17 protein-coding genes and 1 pseudogene are annotated in these 19,435 nt (G+C 72.9%); 10 read left to right on the forward strand and 8 right to left on the reverse strand.

The features are described 5' to 3' along the window. Nucleotides 1-259: 259 nt before the first annotated feature. Nucleotides 260-908, forward strand: a pseudogene (locus ACIG0D_RS26535) (hypothetical protein). Nucleotides 909-966: 58 nt separating this feature from the next. Next, entirely contained in the window at nucleotides 967-1,722 is a 756-nt protein-coding gene (locus tag ACIG0D_RS26540; RefSeq protein WP_399805581.1) for an SOS response-associated peptidase, read from the forward strand. Between the two features lie 361 nt (nucleotides 1,723-2,083). Here the strand turns inward: ACIG0D_RS26540 and ACIG0D_RS26545 are convergent, their stop codons facing one another. Beyond that, nucleotides 2,084-3,061 (reverse strand): SDR family oxidoreductase, encoded by a 978-nt coding sequence (locus ACIG0D_RS26545; RefSeq protein WP_399805583.1) that lies wholly within the window; start codon nucleotides 3,059-3,061, stop codon nucleotides 2,084-2,086. A gap of 253 nt (nucleotides 3,062-3,314) precedes the next feature. Here ACIG0D_RS26545 and ACIG0D_RS26550 point away from each other — a divergent pair, with 253 nt between their 5' ends. Beyond that, a complete protein-coding gene (locus ACIG0D_RS26550) occupies nucleotides 3,315-3,884 on the forward strand; it encodes a DUF6328 family protein (protein WP_399805585.1) in 570 nt (189 codons plus the stop codon). A gap of 115 nt (nucleotides 3,885-3,999) precedes the next feature. On the opposite strand, the gene ACIG0D_RS26555 is transcribed toward ACIG0D_RS26550, so the two are convergent. Further along, nucleotides 4,000-5,439 (reverse strand): MFS transporter, encoded by a 1,440-nt coding sequence (locus tag ACIG0D_RS26555; protein WP_399805587.1) that lies wholly within the window; start codon nucleotides 5,437-5,439, stop codon nucleotides 4,000-4,002. Between the two features lie 309 nt (nucleotides 5,440-5,748). Between ACIG0D_RS26555 and dhaK the strand changes: the two genes are divergently transcribed. Genes dhaK through ACIG0D_RS26570 form a run of 3 tightly spaced genes read left to right on the forward strand, consistent with a single transcriptional unit; the run spans nucleotide 5,749 to nucleotide 7,797 of the window. Continuing rightward, nucleotides 5,749-6,741: a dihydroxyacetone kinase subunit DhaK gene (gene dhaK, locus ACIG0D_RS26560; protein WP_399805589.1), complete on the forward strand. Its 993-nt coding sequence runs from the start codon at nucleotides 5,749-5,751 to the stop codon at nucleotides 6,739-6,741. A gap of 44 nt (nucleotides 6,742-6,785) precedes the next feature. After that, complete coding sequence (gene dhaL, locus ACIG0D_RS26565) at nucleotides 6,786-7,385, forward strand: dihydroxyacetone kinase subunit DhaL (RefSeq protein ID WP_399805591.1); 600 nt, start codon at nucleotides 6,786-6,788, stop codon at nucleotides 7,383-7,385. Further along, nucleotides 7,378-7,797, forward strand: coding sequence for a PTS-dependent dihydroxyacetone kinase phosphotransferase subunit DhaM (locus ACIG0D_RS26570; RefSeq protein WP_399805593.1), 420 nt, complete (start codon nucleotides 7,378-7,380; stop codon nucleotides 7,795-7,797). Before dhaL ends, ACIG0D_RS26570 begins: the two co-directional genes overlap by 8 nt. A gap of 81 nt (nucleotides 7,798-7,878) precedes the next feature. Here the strand turns inward: ACIG0D_RS26570 and ACIG0D_RS26575 are convergent, their stop codons facing one another. After that, nucleotides 7,879-8,616: a glycoside hydrolase family 75 protein gene (locus tag ACIG0D_RS26575; RefSeq protein WP_399805595.1), complete on the reverse strand. Its 738-nt coding sequence runs from the start codon at nucleotides 8,614-8,616 to the stop codon at nucleotides 7,879-7,881. 368 nt (nucleotides 8,617-8,984) lie between these two features. Between ACIG0D_RS26575 and ACIG0D_RS26580 the strand changes: the two genes are divergently transcribed. Together ACIG0D_RS26580 and ACIG0D_RS26585 are read left to right on the forward strand one after the other, a co-directional pair. Next, nucleotides 8,985-9,953, forward strand: coding sequence for a fibronectin type III domain-containing protein (locus ACIG0D_RS26580; RefSeq protein ID WP_399805597.1), 969 nt, complete (start codon nucleotides 8,985-8,987; stop codon nucleotides 9,951-9,953). A 157-nt stretch (nucleotides 9,954-10,110) separates the two neighbouring features. Next, nucleotides 10,111-10,647 carry a hypothetical protein gene (locus ACIG0D_RS26585; RefSeq protein ID WP_399805600.1) on the forward strand — a complete coding sequence of 179 codons (537 nt, stop codon included), beginning with the start codon at nucleotides 10,111-10,113 and terminating at the stop codon, nucleotides 10,645-10,647. On the opposite strand, the gene ACIG0D_RS26590 is transcribed toward ACIG0D_RS26585, so the two are convergent. The 3 genes from ACIG0D_RS26590 to ACIG0D_RS26600 all read right to left on the reverse strand — a co-directional run bounded on the left by ACIG0D_RS26590 (nucleotide 10,635) and on the right by ACIG0D_RS26600 (nucleotide 13,776). Continuing rightward, nucleotides 10,635-11,186: a PadR family transcriptional regulator gene (locus tag ACIG0D_RS26590; protein ID WP_399805602.1), complete on the reverse strand. Its 552-nt coding sequence runs from the start codon at nucleotides 11,184-11,186 to the stop codon at nucleotides 10,635-10,637. The two genes, ACIG0D_RS26585 and ACIG0D_RS26590, sit on opposite strands and share 13 nt — an antisense overlap. A 33-nt stretch (nucleotides 11,187-11,219) precedes the next feature. Further along, a complete protein-coding gene (locus ACIG0D_RS26595; protein ID WP_399805604.1) occupies nucleotides 11,220-13,235 on the reverse strand; it encodes an FAD-dependent oxidoreductase in 2,016 nt (671 codons plus the stop codon). A 172-nt stretch (nucleotides 13,236-13,407) separates the two neighbouring features. Then, nucleotides 13,408-13,776, reverse strand: a complete 369-nt coding sequence (locus ACIG0D_RS26600; RefSeq protein ID WP_365765069.1) for a hypothetical protein — start codon at nucleotides 13,774-13,776, stop codon at nucleotides 13,408-13,410. Between the two features lie 336 nt (nucleotides 13,777-14,112). On the opposite strand from ACIG0D_RS26600, the gene ACIG0D_RS26605 reads away from it, so the two are divergent. After that, nucleotides 14,113-16,191 (forward strand): SpoIIE family protein phosphatase, encoded by a 2,079-nt coding sequence (locus ACIG0D_RS26605; protein ID WP_399805606.1) that lies wholly within the window; start codon nucleotides 14,113-14,115, stop codon nucleotides 16,189-16,191. A 615-nt stretch (nucleotides 16,192-16,806) separates the two neighbouring features. On the opposite strand, the gene ACIG0D_RS26610 is transcribed toward ACIG0D_RS26605, so the two are convergent. Then, a complete protein-coding gene (locus ACIG0D_RS26610; RefSeq protein ID WP_399805608.1) occupies nucleotides 16,807-17,613 on the reverse strand; it encodes a putative protein N(5)-glutamine methyltransferase in 807 nt (268 codons plus the stop codon). Between the two features lie 179 nt (nucleotides 17,614-17,792). After that, nucleotides 17,793-18,824: a hypothetical protein gene (locus tag ACIG0D_RS26615; protein WP_399805610.1), complete on the reverse strand. Its 1,032-nt coding sequence runs from the start codon at nucleotides 18,822-18,824 to the stop codon at nucleotides 17,793-17,795. A 108-nt stretch (nucleotides 18,825-18,932) separates the two neighbouring features. On the opposite strand from ACIG0D_RS26615, the gene ACIG0D_RS26620 reads away from it, so the two are divergent. Next, nucleotides 18,933-19,373: a MarR family winged helix-turn-helix transcriptional regulator gene (locus ACIG0D_RS26620; RefSeq protein WP_399805713.1), complete on the forward strand. Its 441-nt coding sequence runs from the start codon at nucleotides 18,933-18,935 to the stop codon at nucleotides 19,371-19,373. Nucleotides 19,374-19,435 lie beyond the last annotated feature (62 nt).

Here is a 19,435-nt window from a genome sequence, read left to right on the forward strand (position 1 = left end):
GCCCGCCCGGGCGGGGGCGGATTGTCACCCGGGCGCATCCCTGCCGCCACCGGACGGGCCAACAAAAACCGCCACCGGATACGGAAGTCACCCATCTGGCCTACCCGCGCTGACCTCCCCAGCGGCGGAAGGTCTTCACTCGTGCAGTGGACCGGCGCGCAGCACCGTGACGCGCGGCCGATGACCTGCCGGCCGGTCGACAGGCCCGTCTCCAGGACGTCGGGCCTCCCTGCCCAGCACGAGTGAAAGGCCGAGCTTCATGCCCGTACTGTGCCATCCCGCCGTCGACGTCCCCGAGCACATCATCACCGCGGAGGAGACGCTCGCCTTGGCGGAGCGCCAGCACGCCGCGCACCCTCAGCTCCCCCTCGCACTCATCCGCAACACCGGGGTGAGGAAGCGCCACATCATCCAGCCCATCGAGCAGACCCTGCGCCACCCCGGTTTCGAGGAACGCAACAGCCCACCGACGTGGACATCGGCTCGCTGCTGTCCGACGGCCTGTTCGGTGACGCGGTCGCCGCGGCGGTCGTACGCGGCCGGGGCGGCCGAGGGCTGGGCCTGGAACGCAACGCGTCCTACCTGATCCCGCACACATCCACACCGGCGGTCCTCGGATCCTCGACGACCTGTGCCGCTTCCTGAACGTCGACCCGCACGCGTTCCGCCACAGCCGGGCCACGCTCACCCAGTACGGGAACATCGCCGGCGCCGTCGTCCTCGACGCATGCAGGCGCCTGTTCGAAGAAGGCGGAGCCCCGGACGGCGCGCCCGGCATCCTCGCCGGCTTCGGTCCCGGCATCACCGCCGACATGGCCGTGGGCCGGTGGGTCGGCAAGCCGGCGCCGACGGCCTCGGTCCGCTCCCGGACCGACTGGGTGATGTCCGCGGCCGGGGCCTTGCACTGAGGAGGCACCCCGACCCGGGTTGCGTCGCCCGCGAGGGGCGGCGTGGCACAGTGGCGGTATGTGCGGCCGCTATGTCTCCACCCGCAGTCCACAGGACCTCGTCCGTCTCTTCGACGTCGCCGAGTGGCACCCCGAAGAGACGCTGGCACCGAGCTGGAACGTCGCCCCGACCGACGAGGTCTACGCCGTACTGGAACGCCCCCCGCGCGAGAAGGCCCCCGACGCGCCGGTGCGCCGGGAACTGCGCCCGCTGCGCTGGGGGCTCGTGCCCTCCTGGGCCAGGGACCCGAAGATCGGCTCCCGGTTGATCAACGCACGGATGGAGACGGTGCACGACAAGCCCGCCTACCGCCGTGCCTTCACCCGGCGCCGCTGCCTCCTCCCGGCCGACGGCTTCTACGAGTGGACCCCGCTGAAGGATCCCGCCACCGGCAAGACCCGCAAGCAGCCGTACTTCATCCACCCGGCCGACGGGCAGGTCCTGGCCCTCGCGGGCCTGTACGAGTACTGGCGCGACCCCGAGATCAAGAACGACGACGATCCCGCCGCCTGGCTGATGACGTGCACCGTCATCACCACCGAGGCCACCGACGCCGCCGGCCGCGTCCACCCCCGCATGCCCCTCGCCCTCACCCCGGACCACTACGAGGCCTGGCTCGACCCCCACCACGACGACCCCGAAAACCTCCGCACCCTCCTCACCCAGCCCGCCGACGGCAACCTCGCCGCCCGCCCCGTCTCCAGGGCCGTCAACAGCGTCCAGAACAACGGCCCCCAACTCCTGGACGAGGTCGTCCCCCCGCAGAAGTCCTGACGAATCCAGGGAGTAAGCACACGGATGGACGTGAAACCGATGCCACACGCCGGCGCGGCATCGTTCCGGCTGACCGGTGTCGAGATATGGCGCTTCCGCGACGAGGACGCCGGCATCCGCGCCGGGGAGAGCCCCCGCACGTCCAGCGCGCGTCTCGGTCCCCGGGTGCGGCCGAATCCGGGCAGGTCCACCGCGGCGGTCGTGGCGTGCGGAGCCAGGGCCCGGGCGAACGGCAGCCAGTCACGCTACGAGCAGCCCAGGCCATGGACGCGCGCGACCTCCGGGGCGCCGGAGGGCCCGAGGAGCGCGGCGTGCACACGGGTGCCCGCGGCGGCGGTGAACTCGTGCGCGTCCCAGCCGCTCACTGAGTCCGGACCCGCCGCGCGATGCCCGCCGCCGCACACGCCAGCGCCGTGGCCGCGGTCAGTCGCCGTACGGCGGTACGACGGCGGCCGCCCCACCCGCCGTGGGCCGCGCCCGTACCCGGCGCGGGCACGTGGAGATTGCCCTGGCCGACCGGGGCGGGCTCCGTCCGGGACAGGTGGGTCTTGTCCACCTGCCGGGCCATCATCCGCTCCACCATGCCCGGCATGATCCTGGACTCCAGCACCATGGAGCGGCCCATCGGACCGACCACGACCTCACGACGCGGCACGCGCACCAGGTCCACGATGGTCCGCGCCACGCGCTCGGGACTGTAGACCGGCGGCATCGCCAACGCCTTGCGCCCGGTGTAGTTCGCGGCGTGCTCGAACAGCGGTGTGTCGATCGTGGCGGGCAGCACCGTGCACACGTGGATGCCCTTCGCCTTGTCGAGCCTCAGCTCCTGGCGCAGGCTCGCGCTCAGTGCCCGGACGGCGTACTTCGACATGCCGTAGGCGTGGGTGTACGGCTGGCTGACGACTCCGACGATGGAGGAGACGTTGATCAGCGTTCCGCTGCCCTGGTCGCGCATGACGCGCAGCGCGGCACGCGCGCCGTGGACGTAGCCCATCACGTTGACGTCCAGGACCTTGCGGATGTCCTCCAGCGGCGTCTCCTCGAAGGGCCCGAACACGGTGACGGCCGCGCAGTTGACCCATACGTCGATACGGCCGAAGCGCTCCACCGCCCGCCGGGCGAGGTCCTGGACGGCTGCGGCGTCCGTGACGTCGGTCGGCACGACGAGCGCCTCGGCGCCACGGCGGCGTTCGCACTCCTGGCGGACCGTCTCCAGCGCCTCGGCCCGCCGCGCCGCCAGGACGACAGCGCATCCCTTGCGGGCGAAAGCCTCGGCGGTGGCCCGGCCGATACCGCTGGAGGCACCGGTGATCACGACCACGGAATCACGCACTCGCATGGAGCATCCCTTCTTCGCGCTGCGTCCGACTCATCACTCAACCACCGGACCGCTCGTCCCACCGCTCGGCGGGCCTCCCTGGGATGCCGCGTTACGCCACCTGACGGCACGGACGCGGACGCTGCCGCCCCACGGTGCGGCCAGGGGCGGACGACCTCACGAGCGGTTCACCGCCTCCGCCCTCACCCGTCATGTGACCTGCGTAGAAACGTCCGAGCGGGGCAAACGGTCGGCCTGGGATGTGGAGGAAACCATGACGATGACGGAGCAGCCGACCGAATCGGCGAGGGAGGACACCACGTGCTGCGGACACGCGGGCGGGCACAGCCCGCGCCGCGGTGCCGAAGCACCGGAAACACCGCGTGAACGGGTCAACCGCCGCTGGAACGAGATACTCCAGGAGACCCGGGTCACCCAGACGGGCGTGCAGATCCTCTTCGGGTTCCTGCTGAGCGTCGCCTTCACCCCCACCTTCAGGGAGTTGGAGACGCTGGACCGCGGCATCTACGTGACCACCGTGGTGCTCGGCGCGGCGGCCACGGCCTCGCTCATAGCGCCCGTCTCCATCCACCGCTTCCTGTCCGGTCAGCGGATGAAGGACGAGGTCGTGGAGGCTGCGGGCCGCCTGATGATGTGCGGCATGGTCCTCCTCGCCCTGACCATCGGCTGCACGCTCCTGCTGCTGCTCCGTTTCGTGGTCCCGGGCGTCCTCGCCGAAGTGCTCGTCGGCACGGTCATGCTGTGGTTCGGCCTGTGCTGGTACGTGCTGCCGATGCGTCTGCGCCGCCGCGCCGCTCGGCGCTCCCGCAGCGACGACGCGTAGCGCGGCCACTCGGACAGGCGGGCGCGACGAGCCATCCGCCGTCCGGCCATGAGGTCGGACGGCGGATGGCTCCGTGAGTTCTGGCGTTCTACGGCAGTGCGCACCAGCCGAGCAGCTACACACGAACCCGGTCGGCCTGCGCTGCGGAGTCAGCGTCGGGAGTGGCGGCAGTCTTCCCCTCGCCGCGCATCCCCAGCAGGGTGATCAGCCCGCCTGCCGCGGCGATCGCGGCGGCCCAGACGAAGGCCGCACTGAAGCCGTCCGTCAGCGCGGGCAGGTCGCCCAGCCGGCCCGCACCCTGCGACGTGGCGACCGCGGTCAGCGCCGCGAGGCCCAGGGCGGAACCCACCTGGTAGGTGGTGTTGACGATGCCGGACGCCAGGCCCGCCTGCTCCTGCGGGGCACCGGACATGGCGGCCATCATCGCCGGGATGTACGCGAGCGACATGCCGAGCGCCGCGACCAGCGAGGCGGGCAGGACGTCGACCGCGAAGGTGCCCGTGGGCTCGACGGCGGACAGCCACAGCAGCCCCGCCGCGAGGACCAGCAGACCGCCGCCGATCAGCGGCTTGGCGCCGAACTTCGCCAGCAGCCTGGCCGTGATCGCCGTCATGAAGATCATCAGCAGACCGGTCATCGGCAGCAGGGCGGCACCGGAGGCGAAGGCGCCGTAGCCGAGGACCTGCTGGAGGTAGAGGTTGAGGAAGTACCACATCGGGATCCACGCCGCACCGAGCAGGGCCATCGCCAGGTTGGCCGAGCCGAGCCGCGGGACGCGCCAGATACCGAGCGGCATCAGCGGTTCACGCACCGTCGTCTGGATCACGATGAAGAGAGCGAGCAGTGCGGCGGCGCCGATCAGCTGGAGCACCGTACCGCTGGACGTCCAACCCGCCTCCGGCGCACGGACGACGGCGAAGACGGCGAGCGCGAGACCTGCGGTGACCGCCGCCGCGCCGAACACGTCGACGGCTCCGCGACGGCCGCCGACCTCGGGCAGCAGCTTGGTGGCGGCGAGAGTGGCGACGCCGATCGGGACGTAGATGATGAAGATCCACGGCCAGCTCAGCCACTCGGTGAACACCCCGCCGAGGAAGACACCGGCCGTGCCGCCCGCGGGTGCGGCTGCGCCGTAGAGGGCCATGGCCTTGCCGAGCTCCTTCGGGTCGTGCGCGAAGAGCATCATCAGCAGGGTCATGGCCGAGGGGGCGATCAGCGCACCGCCCACGCCCTGCACGGCGCGGCCGACGACCTCCACCCATGCCGTCTGCGCCGCAGCCGCGACGACCGAGCCGGCGATCAGTACGACCCATCCGGTGTTGAAGATCCTGCGTGCGCCCAGCAGGTCGGAGAGCCGGCCCCCCAGGAGCAGCAGACCGCCGAAGGCGATGACGTACGCGTTGAAGACCCACTGCAGCTCGCCCTGCGAGAAGCCGAGGTCCTTCTGCATCTCGGGGAGAGCCACCCCGATGATCGATGTGTCCATGATCACCATGAACTGGGCCGCGGCGAGCACCACCAGTGCCCACCAGCGGCGCGGATTGACAGTTGTCATGACCGGACTCCTTTCCATATACCCCAGGGGGGTATCCCGCATCGGCAAGGTAACATACCTGAGGGGGGTATGTAAGGGCTGGGGCTCGGCGGCGCCCCGGGGCACTCGTGCCGGGGCGCGCCACCGGCAGGCGTGACCTTCGCTGCCGCAAGGTCGATACTTCCCTCAGCGAGCCTTATCCGCCCGACGTTCGCCGAGCCACCCGCTCCCGACCGCCGCCAGACCGCCGAGATCACCGACAGGATGGCGCATCCGACCTGCGAAAAGGCAGGCCGGAGAGTCGCCTGGCAATCCCTTCCGGAGGAACCCATGAGGATGCTCATCAACGTCCCGGAGACCGTCGTCGCGGACGCGCTGCGGGGTATGGCCGCCGCGCATCCGGAGCTGACCGTGGATGTGGAGAACCGGGTGATCGTGCGGCGGGACGCGCCGGTCGACGGGAAGGTGGCACTGGTTTCGGGCGGGGGGTCGGGGCATGAGCCGCTGCACGGGGGGTTCGTGGGGCCCGGGATGTTGTCGGCGGCGTGTCCCGGGGAGGTGTTCACCTCGCCGGTGCCCGATCAGATGGTGCGGGCGGCGGCGGCCGTGGACAGTGGCGCGGGCGTGCTGTTCGTCGTGAAGAACTACACCGGTGACGTGCTGAACTTCGACATGGCCGCCGAGCTCGCCGAGGACGAGGGCATCCAGGTCGCCAAGGTGCTGGTCGACGACGACGTGGCGGTCACCGACAGTCTGTACACCGCCGGGCGGCGCGGCACCGGTGCCACGCTCTTCGTGGAGAAGATCGCGGGCGCCGCCGCCGAGGAGGGGCAGCCGCTGGAGCGCGTGGAGGCGATCGCCCGGCAGGTCAACGAGAGCTCCCGCAGTTTCGGGGTGGCGCTCAGCGCCTGTACGACCCCCGCGAAGGGCAGCCCCACCTTCGATCTGCCCCCGGGCGAGCTGGAGTTGGGCATCGGCATCCACGGCGAGCCGGGGCGCGAGCGGCGGCCGATGATGACGTCCGGGGAGATCGCCGACTTCGCCGTGCACGCGGTGCTGGAGGATCTGCCGCCGCGCAATCCCGTGCTGGTCCTGGTCAACGGCATGGGCGCGACGCCGCTGCTGGAGCTGTACGGCTTCAACGCGGAGGTCCAGCGGGTGCTGGCCGCGCGCGGTGTCGCCGTGGCCCGCACCCTGGTCGGCAACTATGTGACCTCCCTCGACATGGCGGGCGCCTCCGTCACGCTGTGCCAGGTCGACGAGGAGTTGCTGCGGCTGTGGGACGCGCCGGTGCGCACGCCGGGTCTGCGCTGGGGTATGTGACCCGGGCCGACGCGATCAACCGACCTACCACGCAAGGAGATTCCGTGCTCGACGCCGATTTCTTCCGCCGTTGGATGACGGCGACCGCCGCGTCCGTGGACCGCGAGGCGGACCGGCTCACGGCCCTCGACTCCCCCATCGGGGACGCCGACCACGGCAGCAATCTGCAGCGCGGGTTCACCGCGGTGACCGCGGCGGTGGAGAAGGAGGCCCCCGCGACGCCGGGGGCCGTGCTCATGCTGGCCGGACGGCAGCTCATCTCCACGGTGGGCGGTGCATCCGGGCCGCTCTACGGCACGCTGCTGCGGCGCACCGGCAAGGCGCTCGGAGAAGCCGCCGAGGTGAGTGAGGAGGAGCTGGCCGGGGCGCTGCGGGCCGGGGTGGACGCGGTGATGGCGCTGGGCGGGGCCGCGCCGGGCGACAAGACCATGATCGACGCGCTGGTGCCGGCGGTGGAGGCGCTCGGCGACGGCTTCGGCGCGGCGCGGGCCGCCGCCGAGCAGGGCGCTCTCGCGACCACGCCGTTGCAGGCCCGCAAGGGACGGGCCAGCTATCTCGGCGAGCGGAGCATCGGCCATCAGGACCCGGGTGCCACCTCGGCGGCGCTGCTGGTCGCGGGACTCGCGGAGGCCGCCGGTGAGTGACGTGACGGCCGAGAGGATCGTGGGGATCGTGCTCGTGTCGCACAGCGCGCAGGTCGCCGCCTCCGTCGCCGACCTCGCCCGCGGGCTGGCCGGTGGCGGTACGACGGTGCCCGTGGCTCCGGCGGGCGGCACGGAGGGCGGCGAGCTGGGCACCAGTGCCGAGCTGATCGCCGCGGCCGCAGCCTCCGTGGACCGCGGGGCCGGAGTCGCCGTGCTCACCGACCTGGGCAGCGCCGTCCTCACGGTGAAGGCGCTCCTCGCGGAGGGCGACGAACTGCCCGCGACCACACGTCTGGTGGACGCGCCCTTCGTGGAGGGCGCCGTCGCCGCGGTGGTCACGGCGGCCACCGGTGCGGACCTGGACGCGGTGGCCGCGGCGGCGGGCGAGGCGTACGACTACCGCAAGGTGTGAGACCCACGGGTGAGAGTACGGCGGCGGACCCGGGGCCGGGCCGGCCGGTCCTCGGTTCCGCCGCCGTTTCCCGCGTGCCGGTCAGCCCGCGTCGACCCACCGCCGTGCCAGCCGCTCCCCCTCCGCGACGGCGGCGGCGTGACTCTCGATGGGTGATGCCTGGGAACCTTTGAAGACGATGTAGGTGACGCCGGAGTCCGTGCCGCCGCGCCGGGGGTCGGGGTTGATGCCGAGCCGCTCGGCCGTGGCGTACGACGCCTCCCCGATGACGTGGCCGGGTCCGACGTCGCCGACGACCGCGTACTGCACGCGGTCGCGGTGGACCACGGCCGCGACCGAACCGCCGCGTACGTCGTCGTCCCGGTGGTTCCAGATGGCGCTCGCGGCCGGGACGACGATGAAGGGGAGCCGTTCGGCGTCCAGATAGCGGCCGTCGGACTGGGTGAAGGCCGTACTGGCGGAGAAGTAGGGGTCGGTGTCGCCGTTGCAGTGGCGGCCGGGCCGGCCGTCGCAGTCGATGTCGAGGTCCGCCTTCCAGAAGACGGCGTCGCGGGTGCCGCACACCGGGATGTCCGCGGGTGCTCCCTCGTCGCTGCGGTAACGCCCGCGGGAGACGGGGGCGCAAGTCCGGGCCTTGGCCAGCAGGTCGGCGGCGCTCACGGCGCCCTCTCGGGCGGCGTCCGGCGTCACGCGCGGGTGGGCCGGACCGGCGGCGGGAGCGGGGGTCGTGGCGGCGACGGGGGCGGGAGATTCGGGGAGCGTCGTCGGGGCGAGCAGGGCGGCGCCTGCCGCGGCCAGCGCGAGTGACTGGACACGCACGATAAGAGGGCCTCTCCTCAGGGTGGCTGACGGGCACTCAGACCAGTGTGCGTGCCGGCGATCACGCGGCCACCCCGACGGGGCCGGACGGTGCACGCCCTCGATCTCCGGTGGGGGCCGGGCGTCTGACTCCGTGTCGGATCCGGCCGCCCGGCCGCCCGCACCGGACGCGGGACGAGCGACGACAGCGATACCCGCGCCCCGGACCCGAACTCCCCGGCATCCGAGGCCAGTTCGTCCGTGGGAAGGTTCAGCATACGCACCCCCGCGCGGGCGTCGGCAAACGACCCCGCCCTCTTGATGTGATCGCGCCAGGGCGCCATATTGGTCCGGACCATTCCGTCGTCCCGTCCCCGGGAGGCCGAGTCGTGCGAAGCGTTCCCGTATCCGCGCTGCTGGTGTGCGGCGCGCTGACGCTGGTGTCCTGCGGCTGGGGCGGGGACGGCGCGGACCGTCCGGCCCCCGGGGCGCCGACCGGGGTCACCGCGTCGGCCGGCAGCGCGACCAGCGTGCACGTGATGTGGAACGCCGTCGCCGCGGAGGCGGGCGTGCGCGTCTACGAGGTGTACCGCGGCACCACCAAGGTCCGGGAGGTGCCCGGGTCCCGGCACATGGTGGACGTCACCCGGCTGCGGCCGGCCACGACCTATGTCTTCACCGTGCGCGCGCGGGACGCCGACGGACGGCTCGGCCCGCCCAGCCGGGAGGTGCGGGCCACCACCCCCGCCGCCGTGGCGGCCGACCGCTCGGCGCCGTCACGGCCGGCCGGGGTGCGGGGCCGGGTGACCGGGAGCCGGGCCGTCCAGCTCACCTGGGAGGCGGCGAAGGACGACCGGGGGGTGGTGTCGTACGACATCCATCAGGGCGGTACGAAGATCCACAGTGTGGGCGGGAGCCAGACCGGGACGGTCGTGACGGGGCTGCGGCCGGGCACGCGCTACTCCTTCACCGTCCGGGCCCGGGACGCGGCGGACAACGTCTCCCCGGCGAGCACGGCCGTACGGCTCACCACCGCGCCGGGCGACGACGACGGCCGCGGCACCGCGCCCACCGGTTTCCGCGCCACCACCCGCACCGAGGACGGCGTCCACTATTTGGACCTGTCCTGGGTGCCGCCGCGAGCCGACGGGGTGATCACCGAGTACCAGATCCACCTCGACGGGCGGGCGGCGACCTCCCTCGTCTGGGGCGGGTCCGCGCCGCGCGAGAAGGCGACGTACAGCTTCTACCTCGGCCGTGAGGACGGCGTACGGCACCGGGTGCGCATCCGCGCCAAGCTGCCGGACGGCACCTGGGGCGGGTTCTCGGCGGAGCGGACGGTCACGACCGGCGGATGAGCCGCCCGGACGGCGTAATCCGTCACCTGGCCGGCCGCCGTCCACATGCGGGGCGCAACCGGGGGCCGTTGGCTGACCCTGAGGCAGCACGGGCGTTTCCCGACCCCGGCGGCGCAAGGGATGTACCGCCAACCGTGCCGCCGGAAGGACACGTCCCATGAGCAGATCCCAACCACTTCTCCGCTGCGGGCTCGCCGTGGCAGCCGCCGCCGCGCTGCCCCTCGGCCTGGCCGCACAACCCGCCGGCGCGGTCTCCGGCATCTCCGTGAGCACCAGCGGCTCCACGGTCTCGGTGACCACCAGCGCCTGCACCCAGGTCGGCGGCAGCTGGGGCAACGCCTCGCTGCTCAACAGCAGCCAGACGAGCTTCGCCCAGGGCCGGCAGGCCGCGCTGACCGGGACGGCCAGTGTGCAGTCCGCCGCCTGGTCCGGTGTCGGCCCGGGGACGTACACGGTGACCGTGGTGTGCTCCAACGGCTCCACCGCGGGCACCCAGACCGTCATCGTCTCCTCGGCCACCACCCCCACCGCCTCCCCGACGGCCTCCCCGTCCCGGGGTGTGATGGGCGGCATGGGCGGCGGCACCAAGGACTACGGCACGCTCACCATGGTGGCGGGCGGGGTGCTGGTCGGCACGGGCGTCATCGCGGGGGGCTGGTTCCTGCGCCGCCGCGCCAAGCCTCACCGGCTCTGATCCGGCGGCAGCTCGGCGAACTCCGCCAGCGCGTGGGTGAGCCACTGGGTCCAGAAGGTCTCCAGGTCGATGCCCGCGCGCAGTACCAGATGCCGCAGCCGGTCCTGGGCGCTGTCCCGGCCGGGCGGGAAGTCCCGCTTCTCGATCTCCCGGTACTCGGCGAGCTGCCGCCGGTGCAGCTCCAGGTGACGGCGCAGGTCCTCCTCCAGGCCCTCGGTGCCGACGACCGCCCCGGCGCGCAGCCGCAGCAGCAGGGTGTCGCGGTGCGGCTTGGGGTCCTGGGACGCGGCGGTCCAGCGGGCCAGCTCCTCGCGGCCCGCGGGAAGCACCTCGTAGCTCTTCTTCTGCCCGCGGGCCGGCTGCTCGCTCGGCAGGGCCCGGATCAGGCCGTCGGCCTCCAGTTTTCCCAGCTCGCGATAGATCTGCTGGTGCGTCGCCGACCAGAAGTAGCCGATCGACTTGTCGAACCGGCGGGTCAGCTCCAGCCCCGAGGAGGGCTTTTCGAGCAGAGCGGTGAGGATCGCGTGCGGGAGTGACATGGGGGTCATCCTAGGGACGGCCCCGGGTCCGGCTCAGAGCGCCGCCGCCAGCTCCGTGCCCTGCTTGATGGCGCGCTTGGCGTCCAGTTCGGCGGCCACGTCGGCGCCGCCGATGAGGTGGGCGGGGCGGCCGGCCTCGATCAGCGCGTCGTAGAGGTCGCGGCGCGGCTCCTGGCCGGTGCACAGCACGATGGTGTCGACCTCCAGGACGGTGCTCTCCTCGCCGACGGTGATGTGCAGTCCGGCGTCGTCGATACGGTCGTAGCGCACGCCCGGGACCATGGTGACGCCGCGGTGCTTCAGCTCGGTGCGGTGGATCCAGCCGGTGGTCTTGCCGAGGCCCGCGCCGACCTTGCTGGTCTTGCGCTGGAGCAGGTGGACGGTGCGCGGCGGGGCGGGCCGCTCGGGGGCGGCGAGGCCGCCGGGTGCGGCGTACGCCATGTCCACGCCCCAGTGACGGAAGTACGTCTCGGGGTCCTCGCTCGCCTTGTCGCCGCTGTCGGTGAGGTATTCGGCGACGTCGAAGCCGATGCCGCCGGCGCCGAGGATGGCGACGCGGTCGCCGACGGGGGCGCCGTCACGCAGTACGTCGAGGTAGCCGAGGACGCTCGGGTGGTCGACGCCGGGGATGTCGGGGGTGCGCGGGGTGACGCCGGTGGCGATCACCACGTCGTCGTAGCCGGAGAGGTCGTCGGCGGTCACCCAGGTGTTCAGCCGTACGTCCACGCCGTGGGCGTCGAGCTGGTGGCGGAAGTAGCGCAGGGTCTCGTCGAACTCCTGCTTGCCGGGGACCTGGCGGGCCACGTTGAGCTGGCCGCCTATCTCGGCGGCGGCGTCGAACAGGGTGACCTCGTGGCCGCGTTCGGCGGCGGAGACGGCGCACGCGAGGCCTGCCGGTCCGGCGCCGACGACGGCGATCCGCTTGCGCAGCCGGGTCGGGGAGAGCACGAGCTGGGTCTCGTGGCAGGCGCGCGGATTGACCAGGCAGGAGGTGATCTGGCCGCTGAAGGTGTGGTCGAGGCAGGCCTGGTTGCAGCCGATGCAGGTGTTGATGGCCTCGGGGGTGCCGGCGGCGGCCTTCTTCACGAACTCGGGGTCGGCGAGCATCGGGCGGGCCATGGAGACCATGTCGGCGGTGCCGTCGGCGAGGAGCTGCTCGGCGAGTTCGGGGGTGTTGATGCGGTTGGTGGTGACGAGCGGGACGGAGACCTCGCCCATCAGCCGCTTGGTGACCCAGGTGTAGGCGCCGCGGGGCACGGAGGTGGCGATGGTGGGGATGCGGGCCTCGTGCCAGCCGATGCCGGTGTTGATGATGGTCGCCCCGGCGGCCTCGACGGCCTTGGCGAGGGTGATCACCTCGTCCAGGGTGGAGCCGCCGGGCACCAGGTCGAGCATGGACAGCCGGTAGACGACGATGAAGTCCTCGCCGACGGCCTCGCGCACCCGGCGGACGATCTCGACGGGGAAGCGCATGCGGTTCTCGTAGGAGCCGCCCCAGCGGTCGGTGCGCCGGTTGGTGGGCGCGGCGATGAACTCGTTGATGAGGTAGCCCTCGGAGCCCATGATCTCGACGCCGTCGTAGCCGGCCTCGCGGGCGAGGCGGGCGGTGCGGGCGTAGTCGTCGATGGTGCGCTCGACCTCGGCGTCGGTCAGCTCGCGCGGCGGGAAGGGGCTGATCGGGGCCTGGAGGGGGCTCGGGGCGACCAGGTCGCGGTGGTAGGCGTAGCGGCCGAAGTGGAGGATCTGGAGGGCGATCCGGCCGCCCTCGCGGTGCACGGCCTCGGTGATCACCCGGTGCTGCCCGGCCTCCGCCTCGGTGGTGAGCTTGGCGCCGCCCTCGTAGGGCCGGCCCTCGTCGTTGGGGGCGATGCCGCCGGTGACGATGAGGCCCACGCCGCCGCGGGCGCGCTCGGCGTAGAAGGCCGCCATCCGCTCGAAGCCGCCCTCGGCCTCCTCCAGGCCGACGTGCATGGAGCCCATCAGGACGCGGTTGGGCAGGGTGGTGAAGCCCAGGTCGAGCGGGCTCAGCAGGTGCGGGTAACGGCTCATCGACGCCTCCGTGCGCGGTCTCGTGCCCTGTAGTTGTAGAGGACCGCACAGGTTTTGTGCAACTAGTTGCACAACGCTGGGGCGAGGACGTGACCGGTCGCACAGCTCGGCGCGGGACACGGATCGGGCGGTCACCGGACCGCGCCGGTGACCGCCCGTTCACTCACCTGGGTCAGCGGCTCTCCAGGATCAGGTGCAGCTCCCGCTCCTGGTCGCCGGAGGCCGTGCTGAGGTCGTGGACCGAGAACAGCGAGTCGAGGGTCGTACGGAACCGGTCGATCGCCCAGTAGCCGCCCTGGACGTCGGCCGTGACCGGGGCCGAGAGCCGGGCGGGACGGGCGCCCTGGTGGGCGTCGGCGACATCGAAGGTGCCGAGCCAGACCATCGGACGGGTCTCGTGCCACTGCTCGGGCACGTCGTCCGCGCAACGGTCGGACGCGAAACACGCGCACAGGGTGTCGAAGACGATCCGGGCGTCCTCCTTGCTGCACCCGCTGATCTCCACGGAGACGGACTCCGGGTGCGACCGTTCGCCGTTCATGGTGACCGCTCCTCTCATGGCAGTGCCGGAGATACGCGAGTGCCCCGCGCGACCGCCCGCACTCCCCCAGGAAAGCACCAGCACCGGCGGAGCACCACCGGCAACGGCCCCCGGCGGAACTCCACCGGCCGGCCGATCCCCGGCGGGAGCCACCGAACATCGCCCGGCCGCAGCACCCGTCGCGCACCGCTCCCGGGTGATTCGTCCGACCAGCCGGGCCGTCTCGGGGGATGGTGGAGTGGGGCGGGGTGGCGTAAGAGAGATGGTTGAGCGCAGGACGACAAGGGGAGTCGGCACGCGGGGCGGGGCGTGCCGAAGGCGAAGGCGGTGCGTGCGATGGGTGCAACCGGGCCTCCCGTGGCTGACGGAGCCGGGCCGGGCCGCGGTGCGGGCCGGCCCAGCGGGCTGCTGGACGAGCTGGGCGTGGCCTCGGTGGTGCTCGACGCCGAGGGCCGGATCGTGCTGTGGAGCCCGCAGGCGGAGGACCTGTTCGGCTATCCGGCGGACGAGGCGCTGGGCCGGTACGCGGCGCGGCTGATGGTGCACGAACAGCACCTCGATCTGGTCGTCGAGCTGTTCGCCGACGTGCTGGCCACGGGGCGGGGCTGGGCGGGCGCGTTCCCGGTGCGGCTCAAGGACGGCAGCACCCGGTTGGTGGAGTTCCGCAACATGCGGTTGCTGGACGACCGGGGCGACGTCTACGCCCTCGGGCTCGCCGCCGATTATTCGACCGTGCGGCGGCTGGAGCGTGACGTCGCGCTGTCGTCCCGGATGGTGGCGCAGTCGCCGATCGGGCTGGCGGTGCTGGACGGCGGGCTGCGGTATGTCTCCGTGAACCCGGCGCTGGAGCGTATCGACGGCGTCCCGGCCGAGCAGCACATGGGGCGGGCGGTGCGCGAGGTGGTGCCGGGGATGGACGCGGACGCCCTGGAGGAGGCGGCGCGCCGGGTCCTGGAGACCGGGCGGTCGGTCGTCGACCGGTCCACGATCGGGCGGACCCCGGCCGACCCGGACGAGGACCGCGCCTGGTCGGTCTCGCTGTACCGGCTGGAGGACACGCTCGGCACGGTGCTGGGTGTGGCGCTGTCGGTGGTGGACGTCACCGATCAGTACCGGGCGGGCGTGGAGGCGGAGGCGGCCCGGCGCCGCCTCGCCCTGATCGCCGACGCCTCCACGCGGATCGGCACCACCCTGGATCTGGAGCTGACCGCGCGGGAACTGGCCGACGTGGCCGTGCCGGAGCTGGCGGACGTGGCGGCCGTGGATCTGCTGGCGGCCGTGGTGGAGGGCCGCCCCAGCACCGTCGGCCCGGCCGAGCCCGCGGTGATCCGCGCGCTGGCGGTGCGGGCCAAGGGATCGCCGGAGGCGCTGAGCGCCGCCGACCCCCCGGGGCAGGTGGCCCGCTACGGGCCCGACCGGCTCGTCACCCAGTGTGTGCGTACGGGGCGTCCCGTGCTGGTGCCGCAGGTCAAGGACGAGGATCTGCCGCGTATCGCGCGCTCCCCGGAGGCAGCCGTGCTGCTCGGCCGGGCGGGCGTCCACTCGTATCTGGCGGTGCCGCTGATCGCGCGCGGCGAGGTGCTCGGAGCGCTGGATCTGAAGCGGACCGGCAATCCGCTGCCGTTCGGGGAGGACGATCTGCTGCTGGCGCGGGAGCTGGCGGCCCGGGCGGCGGTGCAGATCGACAACGCCCGCTGGTACCAGAACGCCCGGAACACCGCGCTCACTCTCCAGCGCAGCCTGCTGCCCAGCCATCCCCCGGTCACCGGGGGCCTGGAGGTGGCCTCCCGCTACCAGCCGGCCGGGGCGACCGTCGAGGTCGGCGGGGACTGGTTCGACGTGATCCCGCTGGAGGACGGCAAGACGGCGCTGGTCGTCGGCGATGTGATGGGCAGCGGTATCAACGCCGCCGCGACGATGGGCCGGCTGCGCACCGCGACCAACACGCTGGCCGCCCTCGACCTCGATCCGGCCCGGCTGCTGGAGCATCTGGACCGGATCACGGCGGATCTGGACCACTCGATCGCCACCTGTCTGTACGCGGTCCACGATCCGCGGCTGCGGCAGTGCCGGATCGCGAACGCGGGCCATCTGCCGCCCGTGCGGGTGCGCGCCGGGAACGGGCCGGAACTGCTCGACCTGCCCACGGGGGCGCCGCTGGGCGTGGGCGGGGTGGCCTTCTCGACCACGGTGTTCGACCTGGAACCGGGCGACCAGCTCGTCCTCTACACCGACGGGCTGGTGGAGACCCGTCGGCATTCCCTCGACGAACGGCTGGACACCCTGCTGTCCCTGCTCGGCGGTCCGGCGCGCCCGCTGGACGAGATCTGCGATCTGCTGCTGCGCACCCTGCACCATCCCGACAACCACGACGACGTGGCGGTCCTCATCGCCCGCGCCCGCACCGAGAACTGAGGGGGCGTCAGTCCCACTTCGGGGACGGTGGCCGGGCCGCGGCTGGTGGCGATGGTCATCTCGCCGAGCCGTACCCGGGTCACGGTGAGCGGATGCGGGCCGCTGCCGCGGTCCAGGTCCGCGTACGCCTCCCGCGCGTCCGTCAGGGGCAGGGTGAGCGAGCCGCCGCTCTCCCACTCGACCGTCCCCTTGTCCTGCCCCGGTTCGGGGAGTTCGCCGCGCAACTCGAGGTTCCGGGTGCCGTAGGCCTCCTTGTCGGTCTCGTCGTGGAAGGCGTCCTCGGGCAGCCGGATCTCCTCCCCCGTCGGGTGGTAGCCCGTACGCCACAGCTCGGCGGCGCGCGAGCCGTCCCAGGCCTCGGCGACCAGCCGGGCGCGGACGGCGGCCCCCGGGGCCTGCCCGCCGTCGCGCACCCCGGACGCCTCCCTTGGCCGCTCGTTTCCGCAGCCCGCCGTGGCGGCCCCGGCCGCGAGCACGACGAGGGCCGCGAGGACGCGCGCGGCGCGTGGATGGTTCGTACGCATGGACTCCCCCGGGACGGACGGCCGATGTCCCTCCTGTGACGCGCGAGCGGGGCGCGACGTTCACGTCGGACCCGCTCGCGCGGTCAGGCGATCAGGCCACGCCGATGACGACCTGGGCGTACCACTCCTCGGAGACCGCCAGCCGGGTCGTCAGCCCGGCCCGGGTGAACGCCTCGACGGCCGCGGGGGCCTGGCGCTCACTGGTCTCGGTCAGCACGCAGCCGCCGGGAGCGAGCCAGCGGGGTGCCTCGGCGGCGATCCGGCGGGCGACGTCGAGGCCGTCGGCGCCGCCGTCGAGGGCGGTCAGGGGCTCGTGGTCGCGGGCCTCGGCGGGCAGCAGGCCGACCTCGCCGGTGGGGACGTACGGCACGTTGGCCGCGAGGATGTCGACCCGGCCGCGCAAGGTGGCGGGCAGCGCCTCGAACAGGTCGCCCGCGTACACCCGGCCGCCCGCCGGGGCGAGGTTGCGGCGGGCGCAGCGCACCGCGGCCGGGTCGATGTCGGCGGCGTGCAGTTCGACGGGGCCGAGCGCGTCGGCGAGGGCGGCGCCGACCGCGCCGGAGCCGCAGCACAGGTCGACGACGAGCCGCGCGCGCGGTGCCTGGGCGAGCGCCTGCTCGACCAGGAACTCGGTACGGCGGCGGGGGACGAACACGCCGGGTTCCACGGCGATACGCAGGCCGCGGAACTCGGCCCAGCCGACGACGAGTTCCAGGGGCAGACCGGCGACCCGGCGGTCCACCAGGGCGGCGAGTTCGTCCGGGGTCCGGGCGGCGCCGAGGAGCAGGTCGGCCTCGTCCTCGGCGAAGACACAGCCGGCGGCGCGCAGCGCGGCGATGACGGCCGTACGGGAGAGGGGGGACTCGGCGGAGGAGCGGGAGGAAGGGGAAGCGGGCATGAACCCTGAGCCTTTCGGGAGCCGAAGGGCGTCCTCGGGCCTCAGCCGAGCCGGCGATCCGCGCCGTGGCGAGGTGAGGGCACCCGAGCCGTCACAGCGGTAATGGGTCTCACCTCCCGGGGTTCGCACGGCCGGGTCCGTCCACGGCCGGGGGTCACCTTATCCCACGCCTCGAACGGTCAGACGCCGACGGCTTCTTCGGCCTCCTCCTCGGCTTCCTGTCCGGTCTCGCGGTGGGCCGGGGCGGCCCGGCCGGCGCGCGCCCGCTCGTACGCGCCCGCGATCGCCGTGACGGCGAGGCCCGCCACCAGCCAGGCGAGCAGCGTGCCCACGGTGCGGCCCAGTCCGTCGCCGTCGAAGTACAGCAGGCTGCGGGTGCCCTCGACGAAACCGGCGCCGTTCCAGAAGGCGTGCAGGGTGCCGAAGAAGCCGTTCTGCAGCTCGGGCCGGAACAGGCCGCCGGAGCTGGTGAAGTTGAGCATCACGAACAGCACCATCATGGCGAGGGTGGTCCAGCGCTTGAGGAAGGTGTGCAGGCCGACGCCGATCAGCAGGATGCCGGCGGAGTAGAGCCAGGCCAGCGCCCAGACGCCGGCGAGGTCGTGGTGGGCGAGGTGGAAGACGGGTCCGGCGAGCAGCGCGCCGATGCCGCTGACCACGACGGAGACGCCGAGGGTCAGCAGGGCCCGCGACCGCATCGGCAGGGCGCCGCCCGCGCCGCCGAGCACGGCCACCGAGGCGTAGGAGCCGATGCTCACCGCGATCATCAGGAAGAACAGGCCCTGTCCGGTGGGGTCGTCGTCGACGGGGGTCGCCACGTCGGTCACCTTCAGCGGGACGCCCTGGTGTGCGGCGACGGGGGCGAAGACCTTCTGCACCGCCATGGCGCCCATGTCGGAGGCGGCGGTGGCGACGATGACCTCGGGCGCCTTCGCGCCCGGTACGTAGGCGCCGGTGATGTCGCGGGACCTCAGCAGGTCGACGGCGTGTTCCCGGTCCGGGACGGTGCGTACGTCGAGCGCGTCGCCCGCCTCGTCCGCGACCGACTGGGCGAACGCCTTCGTCTCCGGGCCGGTGCCGACGACGGCGACCGGCAGGTGGTTCGGCTCGGGGGTCACGAACGCCCCCATGTAGGCGAGCCCCATGCCCACGCACATCAGCAGCGGGGTGATCAGGTGCGTGAGCACATGGCGCAACGCGGGTGACCGCATGCCCGGATCCTCCTTCGGTTCGCCAAGCCGGCCCGGAGAACCAGTTGGCATATACAACTTCCCTTCTAGTTGTACTATACAACCGGATGTCCGAGGAGGTCGGTGACCGTGACAGCAGCCGAGGCCGTGGAGGCCATCCAGCGCGAGATGACGGCCTTCGCCCGTCGTGCCCGGGCCTCGGCGGGGCGGATGCACCCGGAGCTGTCGCTCGTCTCGTACACCCTGCTCGGCCATCTCGAGGAGCGCGGCGGCTGCCGCGCCACCGACCTGGCCGCGCACTACGCCCTGGACAAGTCCACCGTCAGCCGCCAGGTGGCCGCGCTGGAGCGGTCCGGGCTGATCGAGCGCCGCCTCGACCCGGACGACCACCGCGTCCAGGTGCTCCACCTCACCGACACCGGCCGCCGGCTCCTCGCCCGGGTCACCGAGAGTCGCCGGGCGGCCTTCCGGGAGCGGCTGGCGGACTGGCCGGAGGAGGATCTGGAGCGGTTCGCCGGCTATCTGATCCGCTACAACGCCTGGACACCGCCGGAGACCGGGGACGCGTGAGCCTTGTGCCCCGCCGCCGCTCGCGCACGGTCAGGCGTCACCCCGGCGAGTGTGTGACCTGC

Source organism: Streptomyces sp. NPDC052773 (assembly GCF_044547145.1).
Taxonomy (GTDB): Bacteria; Actinomycetota; Actinomycetes; order Streptomycetales; family Streptomycetaceae; genus Streptomyces.

Excerpts from the sequence above, each read along its gene's own strand:
- ACIG0D_RS26540 (WP_399805581.1), top strand. The coding sequence starts at position 967 with ATGTGCGGCCGCTATGTCTCCACCCGCAGTCCACAGGACCTCGTCCGT.
- ACIG0D_RS26545 (WP_399805583.1), bottom strand. The coding sequence starts at position 3,061 with ATGCGAGTGCGTGATTCCGTGGTCGTGATCACCGGTGCCTCCAGCGGT.
- ACIG0D_RS26550 (WP_399805585.1), top strand. The coding sequence starts at position 3,315 with ATGACGATGACGGAGCAGCCGACCGAATCGGCGAGGGAGGACACCACG.
- ACIG0D_RS26555 (WP_399805587.1), bottom strand. The coding sequence starts at position 5,439 with ATGACAACTGTCAATCCGCGCCGCTGGTGGGCACTGGTGGTGCTCGCC.
- dhaK (WP_399805589.1), top strand. The coding sequence starts at position 5,749 with ATGAGGATGCTCATCAACGTCCCGGAGACCGTCGTCGCGGACGCGCTG.
- ACIG0D_RS26585 (WP_399805600.1), top strand. The coding sequence starts at position 10,111 with ATGAGCAGATCCCAACCACTTCTCCGCTGCGGGCTCGCCGTGGCAGCC.
- ACIG0D_RS26590 (WP_399805602.1), bottom strand. The coding sequence starts at position 11,186 with ATGTCACTCCCGCACGCGATCCTCACCGCTCTGCTCGAAAAGCCCTCC.
- ACIG0D_RS26595 (WP_399805604.1), bottom strand. The coding sequence starts at position 13,235 with ATGAGCCGTTACCCGCACCTGCTGAGCCCGCTCGACCTGGGCTTCACC.
- ACIG0D_RS26600 (WP_365765069.1), bottom strand. The coding sequence starts at position 13,776 with ATGAACGGCGAACGGTCGCACCCGGAGTCCGTCTCCGTGGAGATCAGC.
- ACIG0D_RS26605 (WP_399805606.1), top strand. The coding sequence starts at position 14,113 with ATGGGTGCAACCGGGCCTCCCGTGGCTGACGGAGCCGGGCCGGGCCGC.
- ACIG0D_RS26610 (WP_399805608.1), bottom strand. The coding sequence starts at position 17,613 with ATGCCCGCTTCCCCTTCCTCCCGCTCCTCCGCCGAGTCCCCCCTCTCC.
- ACIG0D_RS26615 (WP_399805610.1), bottom strand. The coding sequence starts at position 18,824 with ATGCGGTCACCCGCGTTGCGCCATGTGCTCACGCACCTGATCACCCCG.